The organism is Deltaproteobacteria bacterium, assembly GCA_029860075.1.
In the GTDB taxonomy this organism is placed as follows: domain Bacteria; phylum Desulfobacterota; class JADFVX01; order JADFVX01; family JADFVX01; genus JAOUBX01.
In genome coordinates, this window is the sequence record JAOUBX010000084.1 from 1 (window position 1) to 18,238 (window position 18,238).

The following is an 18,238-nucleotide window of genomic DNA, read 5'->3' on the forward strand; positions in this document are numbered from 1 at the left end:
TTATGAAAAAAGGGGATATCGATGCTGTCGTTGTCGGGGCCGACAGGATAGCCGCTAACGGTGATGTTGCCAACAAGATCGGAACCTATATGGTAGCAGTGCTGGCAAAGAGGCATTCAATCCCATTTTATGTGGCTGCGCCGCTTTCGACAATTGATATGAATATTTCTGACGGCAGTTTTATTCCCATCGAGGAGAGGACGCCAAAAGAGGTGACACACATTAAAGATAAAATGATTACGCCTGAAGGGGTTGCTGTATTGAATCCCGCCTTTGATGTGACTCCCAATGAACTGGTGACGGCCATTATTACTGAAAAGGGTGTTGTTAAAGGGGACTGCGAAAAAGGACTTAAGGATTTATTTGTGAAGGATTAGCTTGTAATTTATTTTGCAGTGATAAAAAAGTTATGGGAGACTCTCGTCTCCCATAAAAAGGAGGGTGTGGGACTGTAAAGTCCCACACTGGTTGAGGTGTGTTTAGGGTGTGCCTTGTTCAGCTTTAAATGTTAATCCCGATGATGAGTATAAGGCTGAATATGAGGCCGAGTACTTTTGAAGTTAAGATTAGCTCGTTCATTAGCGTCTCCTTCTTTTAAAGGATAAGGGCAATGATAAGGGCCAGGCTGAAAATGGTCCCCAGAATTTTTGAAGTTAAGATCATTTCTCTCATAGTCATTGCCTCCTTTTTTTCTTAAGTTATTTAGCATGAAGCGTGCCAGGTTTTTTTAGTGTGTAAAAAGGCAATAAAAACAGCGGTTTGCCGGGTTCGTAAGGTTTCCGTGTTATGGCTTTATTGTTTTTTTCTTTTGTGTATATGTTTCGTTGATGAAACAAAATTGCTTCTTGTTGAGGGGGGCGGGAAAAATGCTTTTTAAATCAATCAGATACAGGGTGTTTCTTTTTTGAAACATTGTTTGTTGTTGAAACGGGCGCTGTTTCAGGTTGCTTGCCGGGGAGGAATTTTCAAAAAAAATGTTCTTACCCCTTTAGGAAAGGTTTTTTATTGCCGGCAGTATTTTATCCATAATTTCTCCGGGTGACAGGTTGTTGCAATCAAGAGACAGGTCTGAATGGTTTTTGTAAAGGGGGAGCCTTTCTTCGTACAGGCTCTCCATGCTTTGCCCCGGAATCCTTGCCACGCCTCTTTCATTCATGCAGGAAAAGCGTTCTTTTATCTTCTGAAGATTGAGATCGAGGTGAACGATAAGGCCCGATGATGCCAGTTTATTCATTGCCTTTAAGCTGTAGATGACGCTTCCTCCTGTAGAAATGACTGATGATGTAGCGCCAATAGCCATTACATATTTTTCTTCAAGGGCCAGGAAGTGTTTCATTCCTGAATGAGAGATGATTTCCCCGAGTCTTTTTCCTTCACCCGATTGAATGAGCAGGTCCGTGTCTATAAAAGGTCTCATCAGGCTTTTGGCCAGGATCTCACCGACAGTGCTTTTACCTGTGCCGGGCATTCCTGTTAGAATGATGTTGGCAGTCTCCTTGAATTTCCTCATTTTGCCGGGCGCTCCCTTGCCGGGTTCATTTTTTTGTCTCCCTTGTTAGGAGTATATTTCATGCGCTGCCGATTTAAAATAAAAAAGCGCTATTCTGATGGGATGTGTGTCAGCTTTGGGAATCACTGTCTCTTTTAATGTTCTGTTGATTGGTTATGAGTCATGATCTTCTTCCAGATGATTCACTGTTCGCATAAAAAGTGATTGACTATTTGTTGTCGTTAGTGGTATTTATTTCTGTTTTAACAGACTATTTTAAAGGCAGTTAATTAATGCTCGATCTGAGGTATCTCAGGGAAAACTGGGATGCAGCCGAAAAAAAACTCGCCACAAGAGGCGGGGCTTGTAAGCTCGATGAAATAAAGGCGCTTGACGAAGAAAGACGGGATCTCGTTGCTGAAGCGGACAGCCTTAAGGAAAAAAGAAACAAGGCCTCCCGTGAAATCGGGCGCTTGCAGAAGGAAAAGGGGGATGCAACTCCCCTCATGGCGGAAATGAAGGAAGTTTCTGCCCGGATCAAGGCGATAGATCCAAAGCTCTCTCAAATCGATGAAAAACTTCATGCCCTGCTTTTAACTGTTCCTAATGTGCCTCACGGATCTGTTCCTGTCGGGAAAGACGAGAAGGATAATGTGGAAATAAGGGTGTGGGGTGAAAAAACCGGATTTACTTTTAAGGCCAGACCTCACTGGGAAATCGGCGAAACCCTTGGAATCCTTGATTTTGAACGGGGTGCAAAAATAACGGGTGCACGATTTACCCTTTATCGGGGCGGCGGGGCCCGTTTAGAGAGGGCGCTCATTAACTTTATGCTCGATCTGCATCAATCGGAACATGGCTATGAAGAGGTGCTTCCTCCCTTCATTGTTAATAGCGAATCCATGACCGGCACGGGGCAGCTTCCCAAATTCAAGGAAGATCTTTTCCAGCTGGAAGGGTTCGATTATTATCTTATTCCGACGGCTGAAGTTCCTGTTACGAATATTTTCCGGGGAGAAATCCTTGAAGCAGAGGAGTTGCCCAGGTGTTTTACCGCTTATACGCCATGTTTCAGGAGCGAGGCGGGTTCCTATGGCAAGGATACGAGGGGGCTTATAAGACAGCATCAGTTTAACAAGGTGGAACTCGTAAAATTTGTGAGCCCTGAAAATTCTTACGATGAACTGGAAAAGTTGCTTGCAGATGCAGAAGAGGTTTTAAAAAGGTTGAAACTTCCCTACAGAGTTGTTAATCTATGCACCGGTGATATCGGTTTTTCATCTGCCAAGACTTACGATATTGAAGTCTGGCTTCCCGGGCAGGAATGCTACAGGGAAATTTCGTCGTGCAGCAACTTTGAGGATTTTCAGGCGAGGCGTGCCGGTATAAGGTGTCGTCCCCGGGGAGAGAAGAAAACCGCTTATTTGCATACGCTGAATGGTTCCGGGCTTGCTGTGGGGCGAACCCTGCTGGCAATTCTGGAAAATTACCAGCAGGAAGACGGAAGGGTTGTTATTCCGGAAGCGCTAAGGCCTTATATGGGGGGAATGGCAATGCTGGAAAAAGTTACTTAGGTTCTTTTACATAGTGCAATTGTGGAGGAGTGGCCGAGTGGTTGAAGGCGGCGGTCTTGAAAACCGTTGAACGAAAGTTCCGTGGGTTCGAATCCTACCTCCTCCGCCATTTTGTTTTTTGGCTGGAATCAGGTTTCTTTTTTATGAAAAGCCCGGAGAGGTGTCCGAGTGGTCGAAGGAGCACGCCTGGAAAGCGTGTGTACTCTAACCGGGTACCGAGGGTTCAAATCCCTCCCTCTCCGCCATGTTTCAGGGCAGGGAAGGTTTCCCTTGGGATAAAAGCCTGGTTTGGAAAATTTAAAATTTGCCTGGAGAGGTGTCCGAGTTGGCCGAAGGAGCTCGCCTGCTAAGCGAGTGTATGTCGAAAGATGTACCGAGGGTTCGAATCCCTCCCTCTCCGCCACTAAGTTGGCAGGGGGCTTGAGTGGTAAGGAAATTTACCGGATTTTCCCGGTGGCAAAGGGGGTATGTGATCCCAGGCAAAAACAGCAGTGTTTGTTTAGACGCTCTTTTATTTTCCGGACTATTTCTTCTTTCCATAACGGGATGTTCTGACAGGGAAGAGAAATCCCTTCCCGAAAAGCCACTTCAGAGGGCAGAAGTAAAGCTGGAGCAAAAAACGTCTCTTCCGCTGCCTTCGGTCGTTACGATTCCCGAAGACATCCGTTCTGCCTGGGCAGCAATCAGGATCGAAGTTGGCTACCTTGGAAGAGCTAAAAAAAAGACGCTTCAAATAGCTATCGGTGAGGAGAAGGAAATTGCCGGGACCAGCCTGAGGATCAAGGCAGTCAGCTTTCTGCCTGCTTTTCAGATGGATGGTCATGAAATAACATCGAGGTCGAACGAGCTTGAAAACCCGGCTGCACAAATTGAGGTTTTCGATGGAGAGAGGCAGATATTCAAAGGTTGGCTTTTTTCTCTTTACCCAACGACACATGCCTTTACGCATTCCAGGTACAGCCTTACTCTCGTCGAAGGGGTAGCGGCAGATAAAAGATAATTATGCGCCCTTAGCTCAGCTGGATAGAGCAACTGACTACGAATCAGTAGGTCGGGAGTTCGAATCTCTCAGGGCGCGCCATTTTTTCCGCACCAGAGTTAATCATATTGCAGGAAGAAGATCACTATTACATGGGGCTGGCCCTTGATGAAGCCCGAAAGTCTTTTTCAGAGGGTGAGGTTCCCGTCGGAGCCCTTATCGTTTCAAAGGGCGAGGTTTTTGGCAGGGGGAGAAACAGGGTAGAAAAAGAGTGTGACCCCACCTCTCACGCCGAGATGGTTGCCATCCGGGAAGCAACATCTCACATAGAAAGCTGGCGCCTGTCAGGTGCGACACTTTATGTTACCCTGGAACCCTGCACCATGTGTATAGGGGCAATTGTCCTGGCAAGGATTGAAAGGCTGGTTTTTGGTTGTTTCGATCCCAAAAGCGGGGCTGTAGGTTCTTTGTATAACATTGCAGCCGAAGAGCGGCTTAACCATAAAGTTCTTGTTACATCCGGCGTAAGGGCTGCCGAATGCAGCGGTATGCTTAAGCGATTTTTTAAAGAACTAAGAGATACCAGAAAGAGTTGCAGATAGAAAACAGGGGGTAGCCGCTTTTTGATTTCTGCAATGTCGATATTAAAAGATGTGCTAGTTAAGGACGGTTATTGTTGATAGCTGGGCCCTGCGCGGCAGAGAGATGTAAACCCCGTCAGGTCCGGAAGGAAGCAGCGGTAGCGTCAGACTCTGGGTGACGCAGACCAGTCCAGCTATCAATAATAACCGTTTTTTGTTGAGGTTGAAAAAATGTCCTATCTCGTTCTTGCCAGAAAATGGAGGCCCCGGAGCTTTGATGATATTGTGGGGCAGGAGCATGTTACCAGAACTTTAAAAAATGCCATCAGCAGCGAGAGGGTGGCTCATGCTTATCTTTTTACCGGTGCAAGAGGGGTTGGAAAAACCTCTGCCGCCAGGATTCTGGCCAAGGCGCTTAATTGTGAGTCGGGGCCGACGACGGAACCCTGTAACCAGTGCGGGCCCTGCAAGGAGATATCTGGCGGCAGCGCCGTCGATGTCCATGAAATAGACGGTGCTTCCAATACGGGTGTCGATGATGTGAGGGAACTTAAGGAAAGCGTCAATTACCTTCCCTCGCTTTGCCGTAAAAAGGTGTACATCATCGATGAAGTGCACATGCTTTCAACGAGCGCTTTCAATGCGCTTCTCAAAACATTGGAAGAGCCTCCCCCTCATGTTATTTTCATATTTGCAACGACGGAGCCTCATAAAATTCCCGGAACCATTCTTTCCCGGTGCCAAAGGTTCGATTTTAAAAGAATCCCTATAAAAATTATCTTTGACAGGTTGAACAGGATCGTTTCTGAAGAAGGCGTCGAAATCAGCGAAAAGTCACTCATGGTGATAGCAAGAGAGGCTGATGGAGGAATGAGGGATGCCCAGAGCCTGCTTGACCAGGTGATCTCCTTTTCAGGCAGGAAAGTAAGCGATGAAGATGTTATTGATGTCCTTGGTGTGATTGATATGGCCCTTGTCCAGGAGGCGGCAAGCGCCATTATCGAAAAAGATTGCAGAAAAGCCCTGCAGGTGGTGGAGCGCCTTTTCAATTTTGGCTGGGATGTAAAAGAGTTTGGCAAAGCGTTGCTCGGCTACTTTCGTAATCTTGCCGTTGTCAGGGTTGCTCCGGGAGATAAAACCCTTATTGAATCAACGGACGATGAAGTTGATGTGATGAAGAAGGTTTCCGAAAATGTTGCCGTTGAAAACCTCTATCTCTATTTCGATGTTATGGCCAGGGGGCTTGATAATGTGGTCAGGTCGCTTCATCCGAAAATATCTTTTGAGATGCTTCTTCTTAAAATGACGACGCTCGAATCCCTTGTGGCTATAGAGGAGCTAATTAACCTTTCCAGGAACGGTGGTGGGCAAGGCGACCCGCTGCCTGACAGACCTGTATCTCCTCCCTCACCTGAGAGAAATAAAGCGCCGCAGGAAGTTCCTGAAGAGAAGCTCCCCCGGGCAAGAAGTGTTGAAGAAGCCTATGTCTCCTCCCCTGCGAAAGGGCCTTCCGGCAAGGATTGGAAGGGTTTTGTCGCCTTTGTAAAAACTAAAAAGGCCGTCCTCGGTCCCATCCTGGAACATTCCCACTTAATCAGTATGGATGAGAAGACCATTGTCCTGGCTCCGGAAAATGATTTTTCCCGTGAGAAGGTGAAAGATGAATCGGAGGTACTAAAAGCCTTTTGCAAGGAGTATTTCGGCGAAGAGAGGGCCGTCGATGTGAGGGCTCTTGAGAAAAGCGTAGAAAAGATAAACTCGATTCATGAGGAGCAAAAAAAAAAGGAATCTGATTTAAGCCGAAAATTGAAGAAAGAGGCGGCAGAGCACCCTGTTGTTCTTGAATCTTTAGAGGTTTTTAAAGGAAAAATAGAAGAGATTAAAACGGAAAAGAATATTAATGAATAAGGTATGGAGGCAATATGGCTAAAGGATTGTCGGGTATGCTGAAGCAGGCCCAGAAGATGCAGGAGCAGATGACTAAATTACAGGATGAAGCCGCTAAAAAAACAACGGAAGCCACATCCGGTGGCGGGATGGTGACTGCCGTTGTCAATGGTAAACAGCAGCTTTTGTCCCTTAAGCTGGAAGAAGATGTGGTAGATCCTTCTGACATTGAAATGTTGCAGGATCTTATCATTGCTGCCGTGAATGAAGCGATGAAAAGATCTCAGGAAGAAGTAGCCGCCGAAATGAGCAAACTTGCCGGCGGGATGAAAATACCGGGATTGTTCTAAATTGGTTGACTTTTGAGGTACTTTTCTGTTATTTCATATTACTAAAAAGACAGTGGATGGCCATTTTTGCAAAAGCGATTGAGAGGTTAATAAGGGAGCTGTCGAAGTTTCCAGGAGTTGGTGAGAAGACAGCGACAAGGCTTGCGCTTCATATACTGAGATCTTCCCCTGAAGATGTTCACTCCTTATCCGAATCCATTCTGGCTGTGAAAGAAAAGGTGCGACTCTGCACTGTCTGTTTTAATATCAGCGACTCTGATGTTTGCGCTATCTGCTATAATGAGACAAGAGATAGCAAGGTTGTCTGTGTTGTTGAAGGGCCGCAGGATGTGGCAGCCATAGAAAAGACCGGGGAGTTTAGAGGCAGATATCATGTTCTGCATGGCGTGTTGTCACCTCTGGACGGTATCGGTCCTGAAGATCTCAAGATCGAAAGTCTCGTTGAGAGAGTTGTTGCCGGCGGGGTCGAAGAAGTTATTATGGCTACAAATCCGAAAGTCGAGGGTGAAACGACAGCCCTTTATGTGGCAAAATTGTTAAAGCCTTTTGGTGTTAAGGTGACCAGGCTTGCTCAGGGTTTACCCATGGGGGGGGAACTTGAATACTTTGATGAGGCAACGGTTTCAAAGGCACTGGAAGGACGAAGACTAATATAGAAAATTTATATAAAAGAACTGCAAGTTTTTATAAGAGATAAGGAGAGAAGCCATAATGAGTCTAGAAAGCTCTACTGCTGAAAAAATTAAAGAGGAAAAAACCAGGGGATCTGCTGAAAAACCTAAATATCAGGGTACCCGGACCACAACGAACGGGAATCAACTCGTTTCTTACTATACGGAAGCAAGGTTGTCTGATGCAGGTATCTTTTATCCCATTACACCCAGCACCGAGATGGGCGAACTCTACCAACTCAGCTTTGCCCAGGGTGAGCTTAATGTCTTTGGTAATCAAAAAGTCGCTATTGAAACTGAAGGTGAGCATTCAGCACAAGGTGGCGCCATTGCCATGTCACTTACCGGTAAAAGGGTTGTTAACTTTACCTCCGGTCAGGGGATTTTGTATGGTGTTGAGCAGTACTACCATGCTCCCGGCAAGTTATCAACTATGGTTCTTCAGGTTTCCGCCAGAGCAATCACCAAGCATGCCTTAAACGTTCATTGCGGACATGAAGATGTCTATGCCGCGCTCGACACAGGCTGGATTGTTCTCTTTGCCAAAGATGCCCAGCAGGCCTCCGACCAGGCACTTATTTTGAGAAAAGTTACTGAAAAGGCGCTGACTCCAGGCATCAATGCGCAGGACGGATTTTTAACTTCCCACCTTGAAAGGACTTTCCTTGTTCCTGAGGCGGATCTGATTCGGGAATATCTGGGTAGAGCTGATGATATTATCGAATGCCCGACAAATGCCCAGAAAGAACTCTTTGGGCCGACACGGCGGAGAGTGCCCGAGTGCTTTGACCTTAAGAGCCCTGCTATTTTAGGTCCTGTTCAAAACCAGGAGCATTACATGCAGGGTGTTTCTGCAAGACGTTATGCTTTTGTTGAGCATATTCTTGGTTTCCTTGAAGAGGCCTATGAAGAATTTGGCAAGCTGACAGGCCGTAACTATGGCCTTATCAGTGAGCACAATACGGAAGACGCCGATACGGTTTTCGTATCCCTCGGTTCTTCTGCGGAAAATATTGAAGCGGCAAGTGACTACCTGAAAGAAGTAAAAGGTGAAAATGCCGGTGTTGTTCATGTTAACGTCCTTCGCCCTTTTCCTGCAGAGGCTATTGTCAGGGCCCTTGGCAACAAGAAGAACATTATTGTTATGGAGCGTGGTGATGACCAGCTGGCGACTGAAAATGTTCTGGCCCGTGATATCCGCAGTGCTCTCTACAGTGCGTTCAAGAAAGGTAAGATTTCTTCATTGCCGAGAATTTTTAATGGTGTCTATGGTATGGGGTCCAGAGATTTCCGTCCTGAAAATGTTTTTGGCGCCTGGGAGTTTGTTACGGGCGGTCGCGCAAGGCAGGATGGAAAAACAGCTGCCCATAATGAAAATCTCTTCTATGTAGGTATTGACCATCCCTATGCGGTAAACAGTGATAATACTCCCAGTCTGCTTCCTGAAGGCGCCATTGCAACCCGCTTCCATTCCATTGGTGGATGGGGTGCCATTACGACGGGGAAAAACCTGGGTGAAATTTTTGGACAGCTCAGTGATTATATTGGGCGGCGTGATAACAGGGTTGATGCAGAAACAGGCGCCGTTGAAGAGGTATTGCATGTTAGCGCTAACCCGAAGTATGGGTCTGAAAAGAAAGGGGCGCCAACTAACTATTTTCTCGTTGTTGCACCGGAACGAATCCGTGTCAACTGTGATTTAAGGCATGTTAACGTTGTTCTTTGTTGTGATCCCAAGGCCTTTACTCACACGAACCCACTTCAGGGGCTTACTGAAAATGGCGCATTTCTCTGGGAGTCAAATGAGACTGATGATGCCAGGGTCTGGGAGCGTATTCCGAAGCAGTATCGTCAGGAAATTATTGACAAGAATATTAAAGTCCATGTCCTTAATGGTTTTAAAATTGCTGCAGAGGCGACGGACCGTGAAGACCTCCAGTACAGAATGCAGGGGAACTCGCTTCTCGGCGCTTTCTTTGCTGTTTCTACCTTCCTGAAGGATAATAATATTCCTGATGAAGAATTCCTCGGCATGGTGCGGAAGCAGTACGAGCATAAGTTCGGCCGCTTTGGAAAGGCTGTTGTTGAGTCCAACATGAAGGTTATGTCGGCCGGTTTTTCTCAGGTTAGAGAAATCCCCCACGGCTCCGTTGATGCGCCTGATACCTCCAGCATGAGAACCAATCTCATTGAGCCAAAAAGGGTGGAAAAGCCGAAGGACCATGAGCGCATTCCAATGCACCAGCGCAAGACATTTGATGATGAATTTAAGTCCGGTAAGGGCTATGATCAGGCGGCCACACCTTTTATGGCAACAGGCGTTATTGCTGCAGGTACGGGTGATACGGCGAGCAAGTATGTTTCACGCCGGCTGGTTCCTAAGTTTATTCCCGAAAACTGTACCCAGTGTATGGCCTGTATCAACTCCTGTCCCGATACGGCACTTCCCAATACGGCTCAGGATATCTCGACTGTCATGATCAAGGCAGTACAGAACTACGTTGATAATGACGAGGCAAGAAAGCGTCTGCTTGAGGCGGCAGTGCCCGTCAGTGAGGCAATGCGTAAGGTGATGATTGAAGAGGCGGCAAAGAAGGAAGGGCCTGTCAAGAGTGTTGCCGAGATTGCAAGGGCCGAATTTGCAGCCTGGGCTGAAAAGGATGAGTGGTTTTCTTCCGAAAAGGAACAGGGCGCAGAAGCGCTTAAGCAGCTTGAAGAGATCGTCGATGATCTGCCCCTTGCCTATAAGAACGTTAAACAGATCTTTAGTGGTAAGGAGAAGAAAGAACCCGGGGCAGGAGGCCTTTTTTCTATTTTTGTTTCCGACCTCTGTAAGGGGTGTGGCGAGTGCGTTATCGAATGCGGTGATCACAATGCGCTCGAGATGGTGGAAGAGACACCGGAAATTAACGGAAAGCATCTTACGGCTGAAAAGTTTCTAAAACTTCTTCCCGATACGCCGCAAAAATATCTCGGACTCTTTGATGCAAAATCACCCATGGAATCCAAGGCGGCGGCACTCCAGAATCACTTCATGGTTCAGAGTAACTACCAGTCTCTCCTTTCCGGTGATGGCGCCTGTGCCGGTTGCGGTGAAAAGACAATCTTAAGATCTGTTACTTCTCTGACCGAAGCTTACATGAGGCCTCTCTATCATGCCAAAGCGGATCGTCTTAATGCGCTGGCCGATAATCTGGAACAGGACGGTCTTGGCAGGTTAGAACAGATGAAAAAGGATAGCCTTGAAAGCTATCGTTATCTCAGAGATACCGTTCTCCATGTTATTATGGGCTATGGTGGAGAGAATGACAAGGATACGGCGGCCCGTATCGAAGGAGAGTTTGATGGTGATGATTCTACGATCATCGATGGGCTCATCACTATCCTTCGTCAGGATGCTTTCAACCACAAGGACCTGCAGGTCATTGACGGACAGGGCTTCAATGGTATGTGTACAATGGCCATGTCAGCCAATACGGGATGTAATACCGTCTATGGTTCAACGCCTCCCAATACACCCCATCCTTATCCATGGATGAACTTCCTCTTTCAGGATGGAGCAACGGTAGCCTGGCTTGTCGGTGAAGGATTTATGCTGAACCATGCGAGACGCTCTGTTATTCCTGAGCGGCTCTCCAACATTATTATGGCCGATGAATCTAAGCCTTTTACGGAGAAAGACTACTTTACCTTTACCCATTTCAGTGATAACAATATGACGGCTCAGGAAATCAGGGAACTTCCAAAAGTCTGGGCTGTTGGTGGTGACGGTGGTATGGGTGATATTGGTTTCCAGAACTGCTCCAAGGTTGTTCTCCAGAACCGTCCGAATGTAAAAATTCTCCTTCTCGATACGCAGGTTTATTCAAATACGGGTGGTCAGAACTCTGATAGTTCTGTCATGACTGGCGGATTCGATATGAACCAGTATGGTGCGGGATCAGAAGGTAAACTAACAGAGAAGAAGGGAATTGCCGAATCTTTCTTTTCCGGTCATGGAAGTCCCTTCCTGGCTCAGATCTCTATGGCGAATGCCGTAAACCTGTACAGGACCATCCTTGAGGCCCTTGACTACCGGGGGATGGGCTTTATTCAGGCCTATACAACTTGTCAACCGGAGCATGGTGTTGGTGATGCTCTTTCTACTGTTCAGGCGCAGCTTGCCCGTGATAGTCGAGGTCTGCCGGAGTTTGTCTATAACCCGGCCGGTGGTGAAAGTATGCAGGAAACACTTAGCATTAAAGGGAACCCTTCTGTTGGTAATGACTGGTACGTAAAAACTGTAAAGCCGACTAAGGCTAAATATAACTATACTGTGGCCCACTGGGCAACAACAGAGGCGCGTTTCCGCCGTCACTTCTTCAAGGTTAAGGCAGAGGCTGCAGATTCGCTGACCCATCTTGATGATATCCTGCTAAGAATTACCCAGCAGGATATTCATCAGAGGAACTTCCTCGATACGACCCATCGCTCGTTTATTCCTGAAAAGGGAGTTTATATTGAGGTGGAGCAATCTGATGGGACGTTCCGGAAGCATGGAATCAGCAGACAGATGGTCCTCTTCTGTGTGGAGCGACGCAAAAGCTGGCGTATGTTGCAAAGCCTGGCTGGTATAAAAAATACCGACTACGAAGCCCAGAAAGCGCTTCTGAAAGATTATGAAGCAGGAAAGATCAGCGTTGAAGAAATTACCCTATAATCATCATTGTGCATGATAGATAAGTAGGGATAGATAAATACGGGAAGCCGGTTGTTTTTCTGTGCAGCCCTTTGTAAAGCTGAAAATAAAGCGCTTCTGGAGTCGATTGAAAAGGGAGTTGACAGCAGGTGGCGCCCTATCAAGGCCATGAGTGAGAATCCTGAGCTATAGGCAGAATATTGAATAAAAAAAAGTTGCCATTTGAAGGTTCATCTGCTACTATTCCCAACTGTGAATGCTTTTATAAGATAAGGAGAGGTTAGTTATGGCGAATCCTCAATTGGTGATGTATGAGGAGGAATCCAAGCAAGTAAATGCGATCATCGATAAGCTCAACAAAGAGGCAAATGCCAAAGTTGTGTTTGTTGTTGATAAAAACGGTCAGCTTATTTCGAGCAGTGGAGAGACGGAAGGTCTCGACGCGACCTCACTTGCTTCGCTAACGGCCGGTAACATTGCGGCTACAGGCGGTCTCGCCAAATTGCTCGGCGAAAAGGAATTCTCTATCCAGTTCCATGAGGGTGAAAGAGATAACATCCACATTACCATCGTTGGCGGGCGGGTTATACTTGTTGTCATCTTTGATCAGAGATCTTCACTGGGACTGGTCAGATTGAGGGTTAAAAAGGCAAGTGATGAGTTGGCCAAGATATTTGAAGCATTGGCCAAAAAAGCTGAAAGTGAAGCAGCAGCAGGTGAGTCGCCTTTTGCGGAAATTACCGATGACGACATAGATAATCTCTTTAGTTAAAGGATGCTGCCTATATGTCGTTTATAAATTACTCTTCAAGAGAGATCAACTGTAAAATCGTTTTCTACGGCCCTGGCCTTTGCGGGAAGACAACAAACCTTCAGCATGTCTATGGTAAAACCAACCCCGATGCTAAAGGAAAGATGATTTCCCTGGCTACAGAGACGGAAAGAACGCTTTTCTTCGATTTTCTTCCCCTGTCGCTTGGCGAAATAAGAGGTTTTAAAACGCGTTTTCACCTCTACACTGTACCTGGGCAGGTATTTTACGATGCCAGCAGAAAGTTGATTCTCAAGGGTGTCGATGGCGTTGTCTTTGTTGCAGATTCACAGGTAGAAAGAATGGAAGCAAATATAGAGAGCCTTGATAACCTTAAAATTAATCTTAAGGAACAGGGTTTTGATCTTGATAAGGTTCCCTTTGTCATTCAATATAATAAAAGGGATTTGCCAAATGCAGCGCCTGTTGATGAATTAAAAAAATTATTGAATCCTGGCGGGGTTCCGGATTTTGAAGCCTGTGCCGCTACCGGTGAAGGGGTTTTCGAAACGTTAAAGGCCATTTCCAAACTTGTATTGATAGAACTTAAGAAGAGTCATTAATTTTTGTTCCCCGGTAGCTCAGTCGGTAGAGCAGGTGGCTGTTAACCACCTTGTCGCTGGTTCGAGTCCGGCCCGGGGAGCCAAAAATGAAAAAAAAGCCAGGGCATTTGCCTTGGCTTTTTTATTTGTTCTTTGCTGTTGCTTTTTTGAAATAGAATTACAAACCGATCTTTTTCCTGCTTAATTAAAATAGTTCCCACTTGGTTGTCTAATGTTAACCAGTGAATCTGGACTTCAATTCTTATGATATAAAATTTCTACTTTCCTTTGAGTTTATTTCTTATTTGTGTTAATAAATAGGCATTGCTATGGAGTACATGACATTATGATTCAAATCAGGTTTATAGAAGAACGTATTAAATATACGGGTAAGGAACTGAAGTCTCACTTTGCCTACAAGGATTTTGATGTGGAAGGAGACTCGATTATTGCCTTTTGCGGTATTTGTGACGTTGCTGCGTCCGATCTCGTTGATCTGGCTGATGCCAAGACTGAGTCCGACATATACAGCGATGATATGCTCCACTTTATTGCCGAGTTTTTTGATAATGACCTTGAGAAAACTATTTTAAGGCAGAGACTTCTTATGGCTATTATTAAAGAAGAAATCAGGCTGAGATCGGATACGAAAGTGATCCGGATTGGTGACGATATTTATGAAGGGGATCATAAAGTGACGGTTTCAATCGCTACCGCTACCACTGTTTCAACGATGATACATGCCGGTGTTAATATTGTTTCGGACTTTGCTCCTGTAAAGGTTAAAGGGCTCAAAGATTATGGAATAGATGCCCCTCCCTTTGCTCATTCCGTTATGGAAAAATTCAAAAAGGAAATGGAGGGTATAAGAATTGCCCGCTGTAAGGTTAGAGGTGTAGAGTAATTTTGAAAGACACTGCCAGTCTTGTTGAAATATTTTCGTCTATTCAGGGAGAAGGGATATATATCGGGAAAAGACAGCTTTTTATTCGCTTTGCTTCCTGTAACTTAAAGTGCGGTTACTGTGATACGCCTGTCGAGGACTCAAGTGTTAAGAAATGTCTCGTGGAATGGGATTCCGGATCGGGCGAGTTCGACGAAATAGACAATCCCTTATCTGCTGAAAAGCTAGTGGCAATTGCAGAAAAGTTTCTTTTAAAAAAACAATTTCATCATTCCATGAGCCTGACTGGAGGAGAACCTCTGATTTATGCACCTTTTATTAAAAAATTTCTTAAGCTTTTAAAGGGCGCTGTTCCCGTCTATCTGGAAACGAACGGCACCCTTTGCGATGAGCTTGCAAGCATTATTAAATATGCAGATATTATATCGATGGATATTAAATTGCCTGAAACGGCAGGGATAGCGCCTCAGTGGAATAATCACAAAAAATTCCTTGAAATCGCCAGTGAAAAGGAAGTATTTGTAAAGACCGTGATGAAAGATTGTACGAATATTGATGAATTGGTCAGAGCAGCCAAACTCGTTTCAGAAGTTGATGAAAATATTCCCTTTGTAATCCAGCCCCTCACCGTTGAGGGTGGTCTGGAAAAAGGGGCGGAGCCATCCTGTCTTTTCAGTTTTTATGACTATGCATCATCTTATCTGAAAGATGTCAGGATTATTCCTCAGGCACATAAAATGATGGGCATATTATGATAAAAGGAGGTAGTATTGGCCTTTAGCGATTTGAGAGATTTTATTAAATTTCTTGAAAAAAAAGGAGAGCTTGTCAGGGTTGCAGCGGAAGTCGATCCTTATCTGGAGATGACGGAGATCCAGAAAAGAGTACTTGAAGAAGGAGGCCCGGCGCTTCTTTTTGAGAATGTGAAGGGGAGCAAAATAAAGGCGCTGGGTAACCTTTTCGGTACCGTGGAAAGGGTCGCCATGGGGCTGGGGAAAAAGCCTGAAGAACTGAGGGAGGTAGGTGAGCTACTTGCTTATCTTAAACAGCCCGAGCCGCCTAAAGGCTTTAAAGATGCTCTCGGAAAATTGCCCGTACTCAAACAGATGCTCAATATGCCGCCCAAAACGCTCTCCAGAGCATCCTGTCAGGAAGTAGTTTTGAAGGGCGACGATATTGATCTTGCTCAATTCCCTATCCAGTCATGCTGGCCCGGGGAACCGGCGCCTCTTATTACCTGGCCCCTTGTTGTTACTAAGGACCCGGATACGGAAATGCATAATGTCGGTATTTACCGCATGCAGGTAGTGGGCAGGGATAAGACGATCATGCGTTGGCTTCACCACAGGGGAGGGGCTCAGCATCACGCCAAATGGAGTGCTAAAGGAAAAGCAACCCCTTGCGCTGTCGCTATTGGGGCAGATCCCGGCACCATACTGGCTGCCGTAACACCTGTACCTGATACCTTATCTGAATATTCTTTTGGAGGACTTCTCCGTGGGGGAAAAGTTGAACTTGTCGAATGTAAAACCGTTCCTCTCAAGGTGCCTGCTTCAGCCGAGATTATTTTTGAGGGTGAAGTTTCCATGGTGGAGACGGCCATGGAAGGGCCTTATGGAGATCACACGGGTTATTATAACGCAGCTGAGCCATTTCCCGTCTTCAAAATTAACTGCATTACTCACCGTAAAGATCCCATTTATCATACTACCTTTACCGGTCGTCCACCTGATGAACCGGCCATTCTTGCCCTGGCCCTAAATGAGATTTTCGTTCCTCTGCTCAAACAGGCCTTTCCTGAAATAGTCGATTTCCATCTTCCCATGGAAGCCTGTTCCTACAGGATGGCTGTTGTTTCGATGCAAAAGCAGTATGCGGGCCATGCCAGGAGAGTTATGATGGGTGTCTGGAGTTTTTTGAGACAATTTATGTATACCAAGTATGTTATTGTAGTTGATGACGATATTGATGTGAGGTCATGGAAGGATGTTATGTGGGCGCTTTCGACTCGCGTTGATCCCCTTCGAGATACGGTTATGGTTGACAGGACGCCTATTGATTACCTCGACTTTGCATCGCCTTTGGATTCTTTAGGTTCCAAGATGGGTATAGATGCAACCAATAAAAGGGGCGCTGAAATAAGCCGTGAATGGGGTACGCCCATTAAAATGACTGAAGAGATCGTCAAAAGAGTAAATGAGAGATGGGAGGAACTTGGCCTTTCCGGCAAGTAGCATTTTTTATGAGAATATTTCAAAAAAGTTGGCTTCATATTTTATTTGCAATTCTGTTTATTTTATTGTCTTCTCAAAATATTTCTGCTTTTGTAAGGGAAAACGGTACGCTTATTGTGGAAGTTGCTCTTAATTCCTTTCCCTCTGAAGCGGTTCATATTCAAGATAACGTTGGTGATGAAGATTTCTTTGATAATTTTGAAGATGAATTTGGAGATCCTTCTGAAAATGAACCCTTTGATCCCCTGAGTGGTTATAACAGGGTTATGACAACCTTTAACGACAAGTTTTATTTCTGGTTGGTTAAGCCGGTAGCAAAAGGTTACAAGTTTGTTGTTCCCGAAGGAGGGCGCCTGGCTGTTAATCGCTTTTTTAAAAACCTTCTCTTTCCTGTCAGATTTATAAATAACTCGCTCCAGTTAAAGGCCAGGGCTGCCGGTGTGGAATTAAGCCGCTTTTGTATTAATTCAACGGTGGGAATACTGGGTCTCTGGGACCCGGCAAAAGACTGGCTGGAACTGGAAGCCTATCCTGAGGATTTCGGACAGACTCTCGGCCATTATGGTGTTGGCAGTGGTTTTCATGTTGTATTGCCCATTCTCGGCCCTTCGAATCTTAGAGATTCAATTAGCCTCATTCCGGACTATTTTCTTGAACCTGTTAGCCTTATTGAACCAGACCTTGACGAACTTGCTGTGAAGTCTTATGATAAGCTCAATTATACTTCACTGCATATTGGTGAATATGAGAGCCTTAAGAAGGATGCCGTTGATCTTTACCCCTTCTTGAGAGATGCCTACGAGCAGAACAGAAAAAAGAAGGTTAAGGAGTGATTATGAAAAAGCTTGTTTATTGCATACTGTTTCTAATAGTTTTTTGCCCACCCGCCGCAGCGGGAAAAACCGGTGATGTTGAAATACTGCTAAAGGAAAAAATAGATAAGGTGCTTGATTTATTGAGAGACAAAAATCTCGATAAGAAGCAGCGAAACGAGGGTATCCTTGAAATCGTCGATCCAATGTTTGATTTTAAACTTATGGCAAAGCTGAGCCTGGGAAAGAAACACTGGCCCGGCCTTAATAAGGATGAAAAGAATGAATATTTAGAGCTCTTTGTAAAGCGGATGAAGGAATCCTACCTGGAAAAAATGGACCTTTATACGGATGAAGATATGGTCTATGATGAAGCAAAAGCGGTTGGTAAAAAGGTCCATATGAAAACCTACCTTGCTTCCAGGGACAACAAGCTTGAAATGCTTTACAAGTTTTACCGCTCTGGTGAGCGTTGGAAAGTTTACGATGTAGAGATTGAAGGCGTCAGCATTATTCAGACCTACCGGTCTCAATTTGACGGTGTACTCCGGGACGGTACCGTTGCGGACCTTATTGCTAAACTTAAAAAACCCGGGGAATTCAGCAGTGTTGAAGTCAATAACTAGTGTCCATCCAGAAACTATAATAAATCAAACTATGTTTTCAATTCGGAAAGGAGGGATTTTTTGCAAGGTCAAGGAAATCAAGGGTTTGCGCGGAGATGTA

At 45.5% G+C, this 18,238-nt stretch carries 16 protein-coding genes, 5 tRNA genes and 1 other RNA gene; 21 read left to right on the plus strand and 1 reads right to left on the minus strand.

The window, feature by feature from the left end; genetic code table 11:
* Positions 1 to 377, plus strand: a 377-nt coding sequence (locus OEV42_18295; protein ID MDH3976226.1) for an S-methyl-5-thioribose-1-phosphate isomerase, incomplete at its 5' end; no start/stop codon positions are given.
* Positions 378 to 988: 611 nt separating this feature from the next.
* Here the strand turns inward: OEV42_18295 and OEV42_18300 are convergent.
* Complete coding sequence (locus OEV42_18300) at positions 989 to 1,510, minus strand: shikimate kinase (GenBank protein ID MDH3976227.1); 522 nt, start codon at positions 1,508 to 1,510, stop codon at positions 989 to 991.
* Positions 1,511 to 1,782: 272 nt separating this feature from the next.
* Here OEV42_18300 and serS point away from each other — a divergent pair, with 272 nt between their 5' ends.
* The 20 genes from serS to OEV42_18400 all read left to right on the plus strand — a co-directional run bounded on the left by serS (position 1,783) and on the right by OEV42_18400 (position 18,138).
* A complete protein-coding gene (gene serS / locus OEV42_18305) occupies positions 1,783 to 3,063 on the plus strand; it encodes a serine--tRNA ligase (protein ID MDH3976228.1) in 1,281 nt (426 codons plus the stop codon).
* Positions 3,064 to 3,086: 23 nt separating this feature from the next.
* Positions 3,087 to 3,172: transfer RNA gene (locus OEV42_18310), tRNA-Ser, on the plus strand.
* Between the two features lie 45 nt (positions 3,173 to 3,217).
* A tRNA-Ser gene (locus OEV42_18315) sits at positions 3,218 to 3,308 on the plus strand.
* A gap of 65 nt (positions 3,309 to 3,373) precedes the next feature.
* A tRNA-Ser gene (locus OEV42_18320) sits at positions 3,374 to 3,466 on the plus strand.
* 21 nt (positions 3,467 to 3,487) lie between these two features.
* Complete coding sequence (locus OEV42_18325; protein ID MDH3976229.1) at positions 3,488 to 4,063, plus strand: DUF2155 domain-containing protein; 576 nt, start codon at positions 3,488 to 3,490, stop codon at positions 4,061 to 4,063.
* Positions 4,064 to 4,067: 4 nt separating this feature from the next.
* A tRNA-Arg gene (locus OEV42_18330) sits at positions 4,068 to 4,144 on the plus strand.
* A gap of 23 nt (positions 4,145 to 4,167) precedes the next feature.
* Positions 4,168 to 4,644: a tRNA adenosine(34) deaminase TadA gene (gene tadA / locus OEV42_18335; protein MDH3976230.1), complete on the plus strand. Its 477-nt coding sequence runs from the start codon at positions 4,168 to 4,170 to the stop codon at positions 4,642 to 4,644.
* Positions 4,645 to 4,723: 79 nt separating this feature from the next.
* Positions 4,724 to 4,822: signal recognition particle sRNA small type (gene ffs / locus OEV42_18340), an RNA gene on the plus strand.
* A gap of 32 nt (positions 4,823 to 4,854) precedes the next feature.
* A complete protein-coding gene (gene dnaX, locus OEV42_18345; GenBank protein ID MDH3976231.1) occupies positions 4,855 to 6,531 on the plus strand; it encodes a DNA polymerase III subunit gamma/tau in 1,677 nt (558 codons plus the stop codon).
* A gap of 14 nt (positions 6,532 to 6,545) precedes the next feature.
* Positions 6,546 to 6,860, plus strand: a complete 315-nt coding sequence (locus OEV42_18350) for a YbaB/EbfC family nucleoid-associated protein (GenBank protein ID MDH3976232.1) — start codon at positions 6,546 to 6,548, stop codon at positions 6,858 to 6,860.
* A gap of 56 nt (positions 6,861 to 6,916) precedes the next feature.
* Positions 6,917 to 7,516 (plus strand): recombination mediator RecR, encoded by a 600-nt coding sequence (recR, locus tag OEV42_18355; GenBank protein ID MDH3976233.1) that lies wholly within the window; start codon positions 6,917 to 6,919, stop codon positions 7,514 to 7,516.
* A gap of 55 nt (positions 7,517 to 7,571) precedes the next feature.
* The gene (locus OEV42_18360; GenBank protein ID MDH3976234.1) at positions 7,572 to 12,230 is read left to right on the plus strand and encodes a 2-oxoacid:acceptor oxidoreductase family protein; all 4,659 of its coding nucleotides are present in this window, start codon (positions 7,572 to 7,574) and stop codon (positions 12,228 to 12,230) included.
* Between the two features lie 265 nt (positions 12,231 to 12,495).
* Complete coding sequence (locus OEV42_18365) at positions 12,496 to 12,981, plus strand: roadblock/LC7 domain-containing protein (GenBank protein ID MDH3976235.1); 486 nt, start codon at positions 12,496 to 12,498, stop codon at positions 12,979 to 12,981.
* Between the two features lie 14 nt (positions 12,982 to 12,995).
* Positions 12,996 to 13,583: a GTPase domain-containing protein gene (locus OEV42_18370; GenBank protein ID MDH3976236.1), complete on the plus strand. Its 588-nt coding sequence runs from the start codon at positions 12,996 to 12,998 to the stop codon at positions 13,581 to 13,583.
* A gap of 7 nt (positions 13,584 to 13,590) precedes the next feature.
* Positions 13,591 to 13,666, plus strand: a tRNA-Asn gene (locus OEV42_18375).
* 242 nt (positions 13,667 to 13,908) lie between these two features.
* Complete coding sequence (locus OEV42_18380; protein MDH3976237.1) at positions 13,909 to 14,466, plus strand: DUF366 family protein; 558 nt, start codon at positions 13,909 to 13,911, stop codon at positions 14,464 to 14,466.
* Between the two features lie 2 nt (positions 14,467 to 14,468).
* Positions 14,469 to 15,221 (plus strand): 7-carboxy-7-deazaguanine synthase QueE, encoded by a 753-nt coding sequence (locus tag OEV42_18385; GenBank protein MDH3976238.1) that lies wholly within the window; start codon positions 14,469 to 14,471, stop codon positions 15,219 to 15,221.
* 15 nt (positions 15,222 to 15,236) lie between these two features.
* Positions 15,237 to 16,700 (plus strand): UbiD family decarboxylase, encoded by a 1,464-nt coding sequence (locus OEV42_18390; protein MDH3976239.1) that lies wholly within the window; start codon positions 15,237 to 15,239, stop codon positions 16,698 to 16,700.
* A gap of 8 nt (positions 16,701 to 16,708) precedes the next feature.
* Entirely contained in the window at positions 16,709 to 17,533 is an 825-nt protein-coding gene (locus OEV42_18395) for a VacJ family lipoprotein (protein ID MDH3976240.1), read from the plus strand.
* A 2-nt stretch (positions 17,534 to 17,535) separates the two neighbouring features.
* Positions 17,536 to 18,138, plus strand: a complete 603-nt coding sequence (locus tag OEV42_18400; GenBank protein MDH3976241.1) for an ABC transporter substrate-binding protein — start codon at positions 17,536 to 17,538, stop codon at positions 18,136 to 18,138.
* The last annotated feature ends 100 nt before the right edge of the window (positions 18,139 to 18,238 follow it).

Bases quoted from the DNA above. Each gene is read 5' to 3' on its own strand.
- OEV42_18300 (MDH3976227.1), bottom strand. From the start codon at position 1,510: ATGAGGAAATTCAAGGAGACTGCCAACATCATTCTAACAGGAATGCCC.
- serS (MDH3976228.1), top strand. From the start codon at position 1,783: ATGCTCGATCTGAGGTATCTCAGGGAAAACTGGGATGCAGCCGAAAAA.
- dnaX (MDH3976231.1), top strand. From the start codon at position 4,855: ATGTCCTATCTCGTTCTTGCCAGAAAATGGAGGCCCCGGAGCTTTGAT.
- OEV42_18350 (MDH3976232.1), top strand. From the start codon at position 6,546: ATGGCTAAAGGATTGTCGGGTATGCTGAAGCAGGCCCAGAAGATGCAG.
- recR (MDH3976233.1), top strand. From the start codon at position 6,917: ATGGCCATTTTTGCAAAAGCGATTGAGAGGTTAATAAGGGAGCTGTCG.
- OEV42_18360 (MDH3976234.1), top strand. From the start codon at position 7,572: ATGAGTCTAGAAAGCTCTACTGCTGAAAAAATTAAAGAGGAAAAAACC.
- OEV42_18365 (MDH3976235.1), top strand. From the start codon at position 12,496: ATGGCGAATCCTCAATTGGTGATGTATGAGGAGGAATCCAAGCAAGTA.
- OEV42_18370 (MDH3976236.1), top strand. From the start codon at position 12,996: ATGTCGTTTATAAATTACTCTTCAAGAGAGATCAACTGTAAAATCGTT.
- OEV42_18380 (MDH3976237.1), top strand. From the start codon at position 13,909: ATGATTCAAATCAGGTTTATAGAAGAACGTATTAAATATACGGGTAAG.
- OEV42_18395 (MDH3976240.1), top strand. From the start codon at position 16,709: ATGAGAATATTTCAAAAAAGTTGGCTTCATATTTTATTTGCAATTCTG.
- OEV42_18400 (MDH3976241.1), top strand. From the start codon at position 17,536: ATGAAAAAGCTTGTTTATTGCATACTGTTTCTAATAGTTTTTTGCCCA.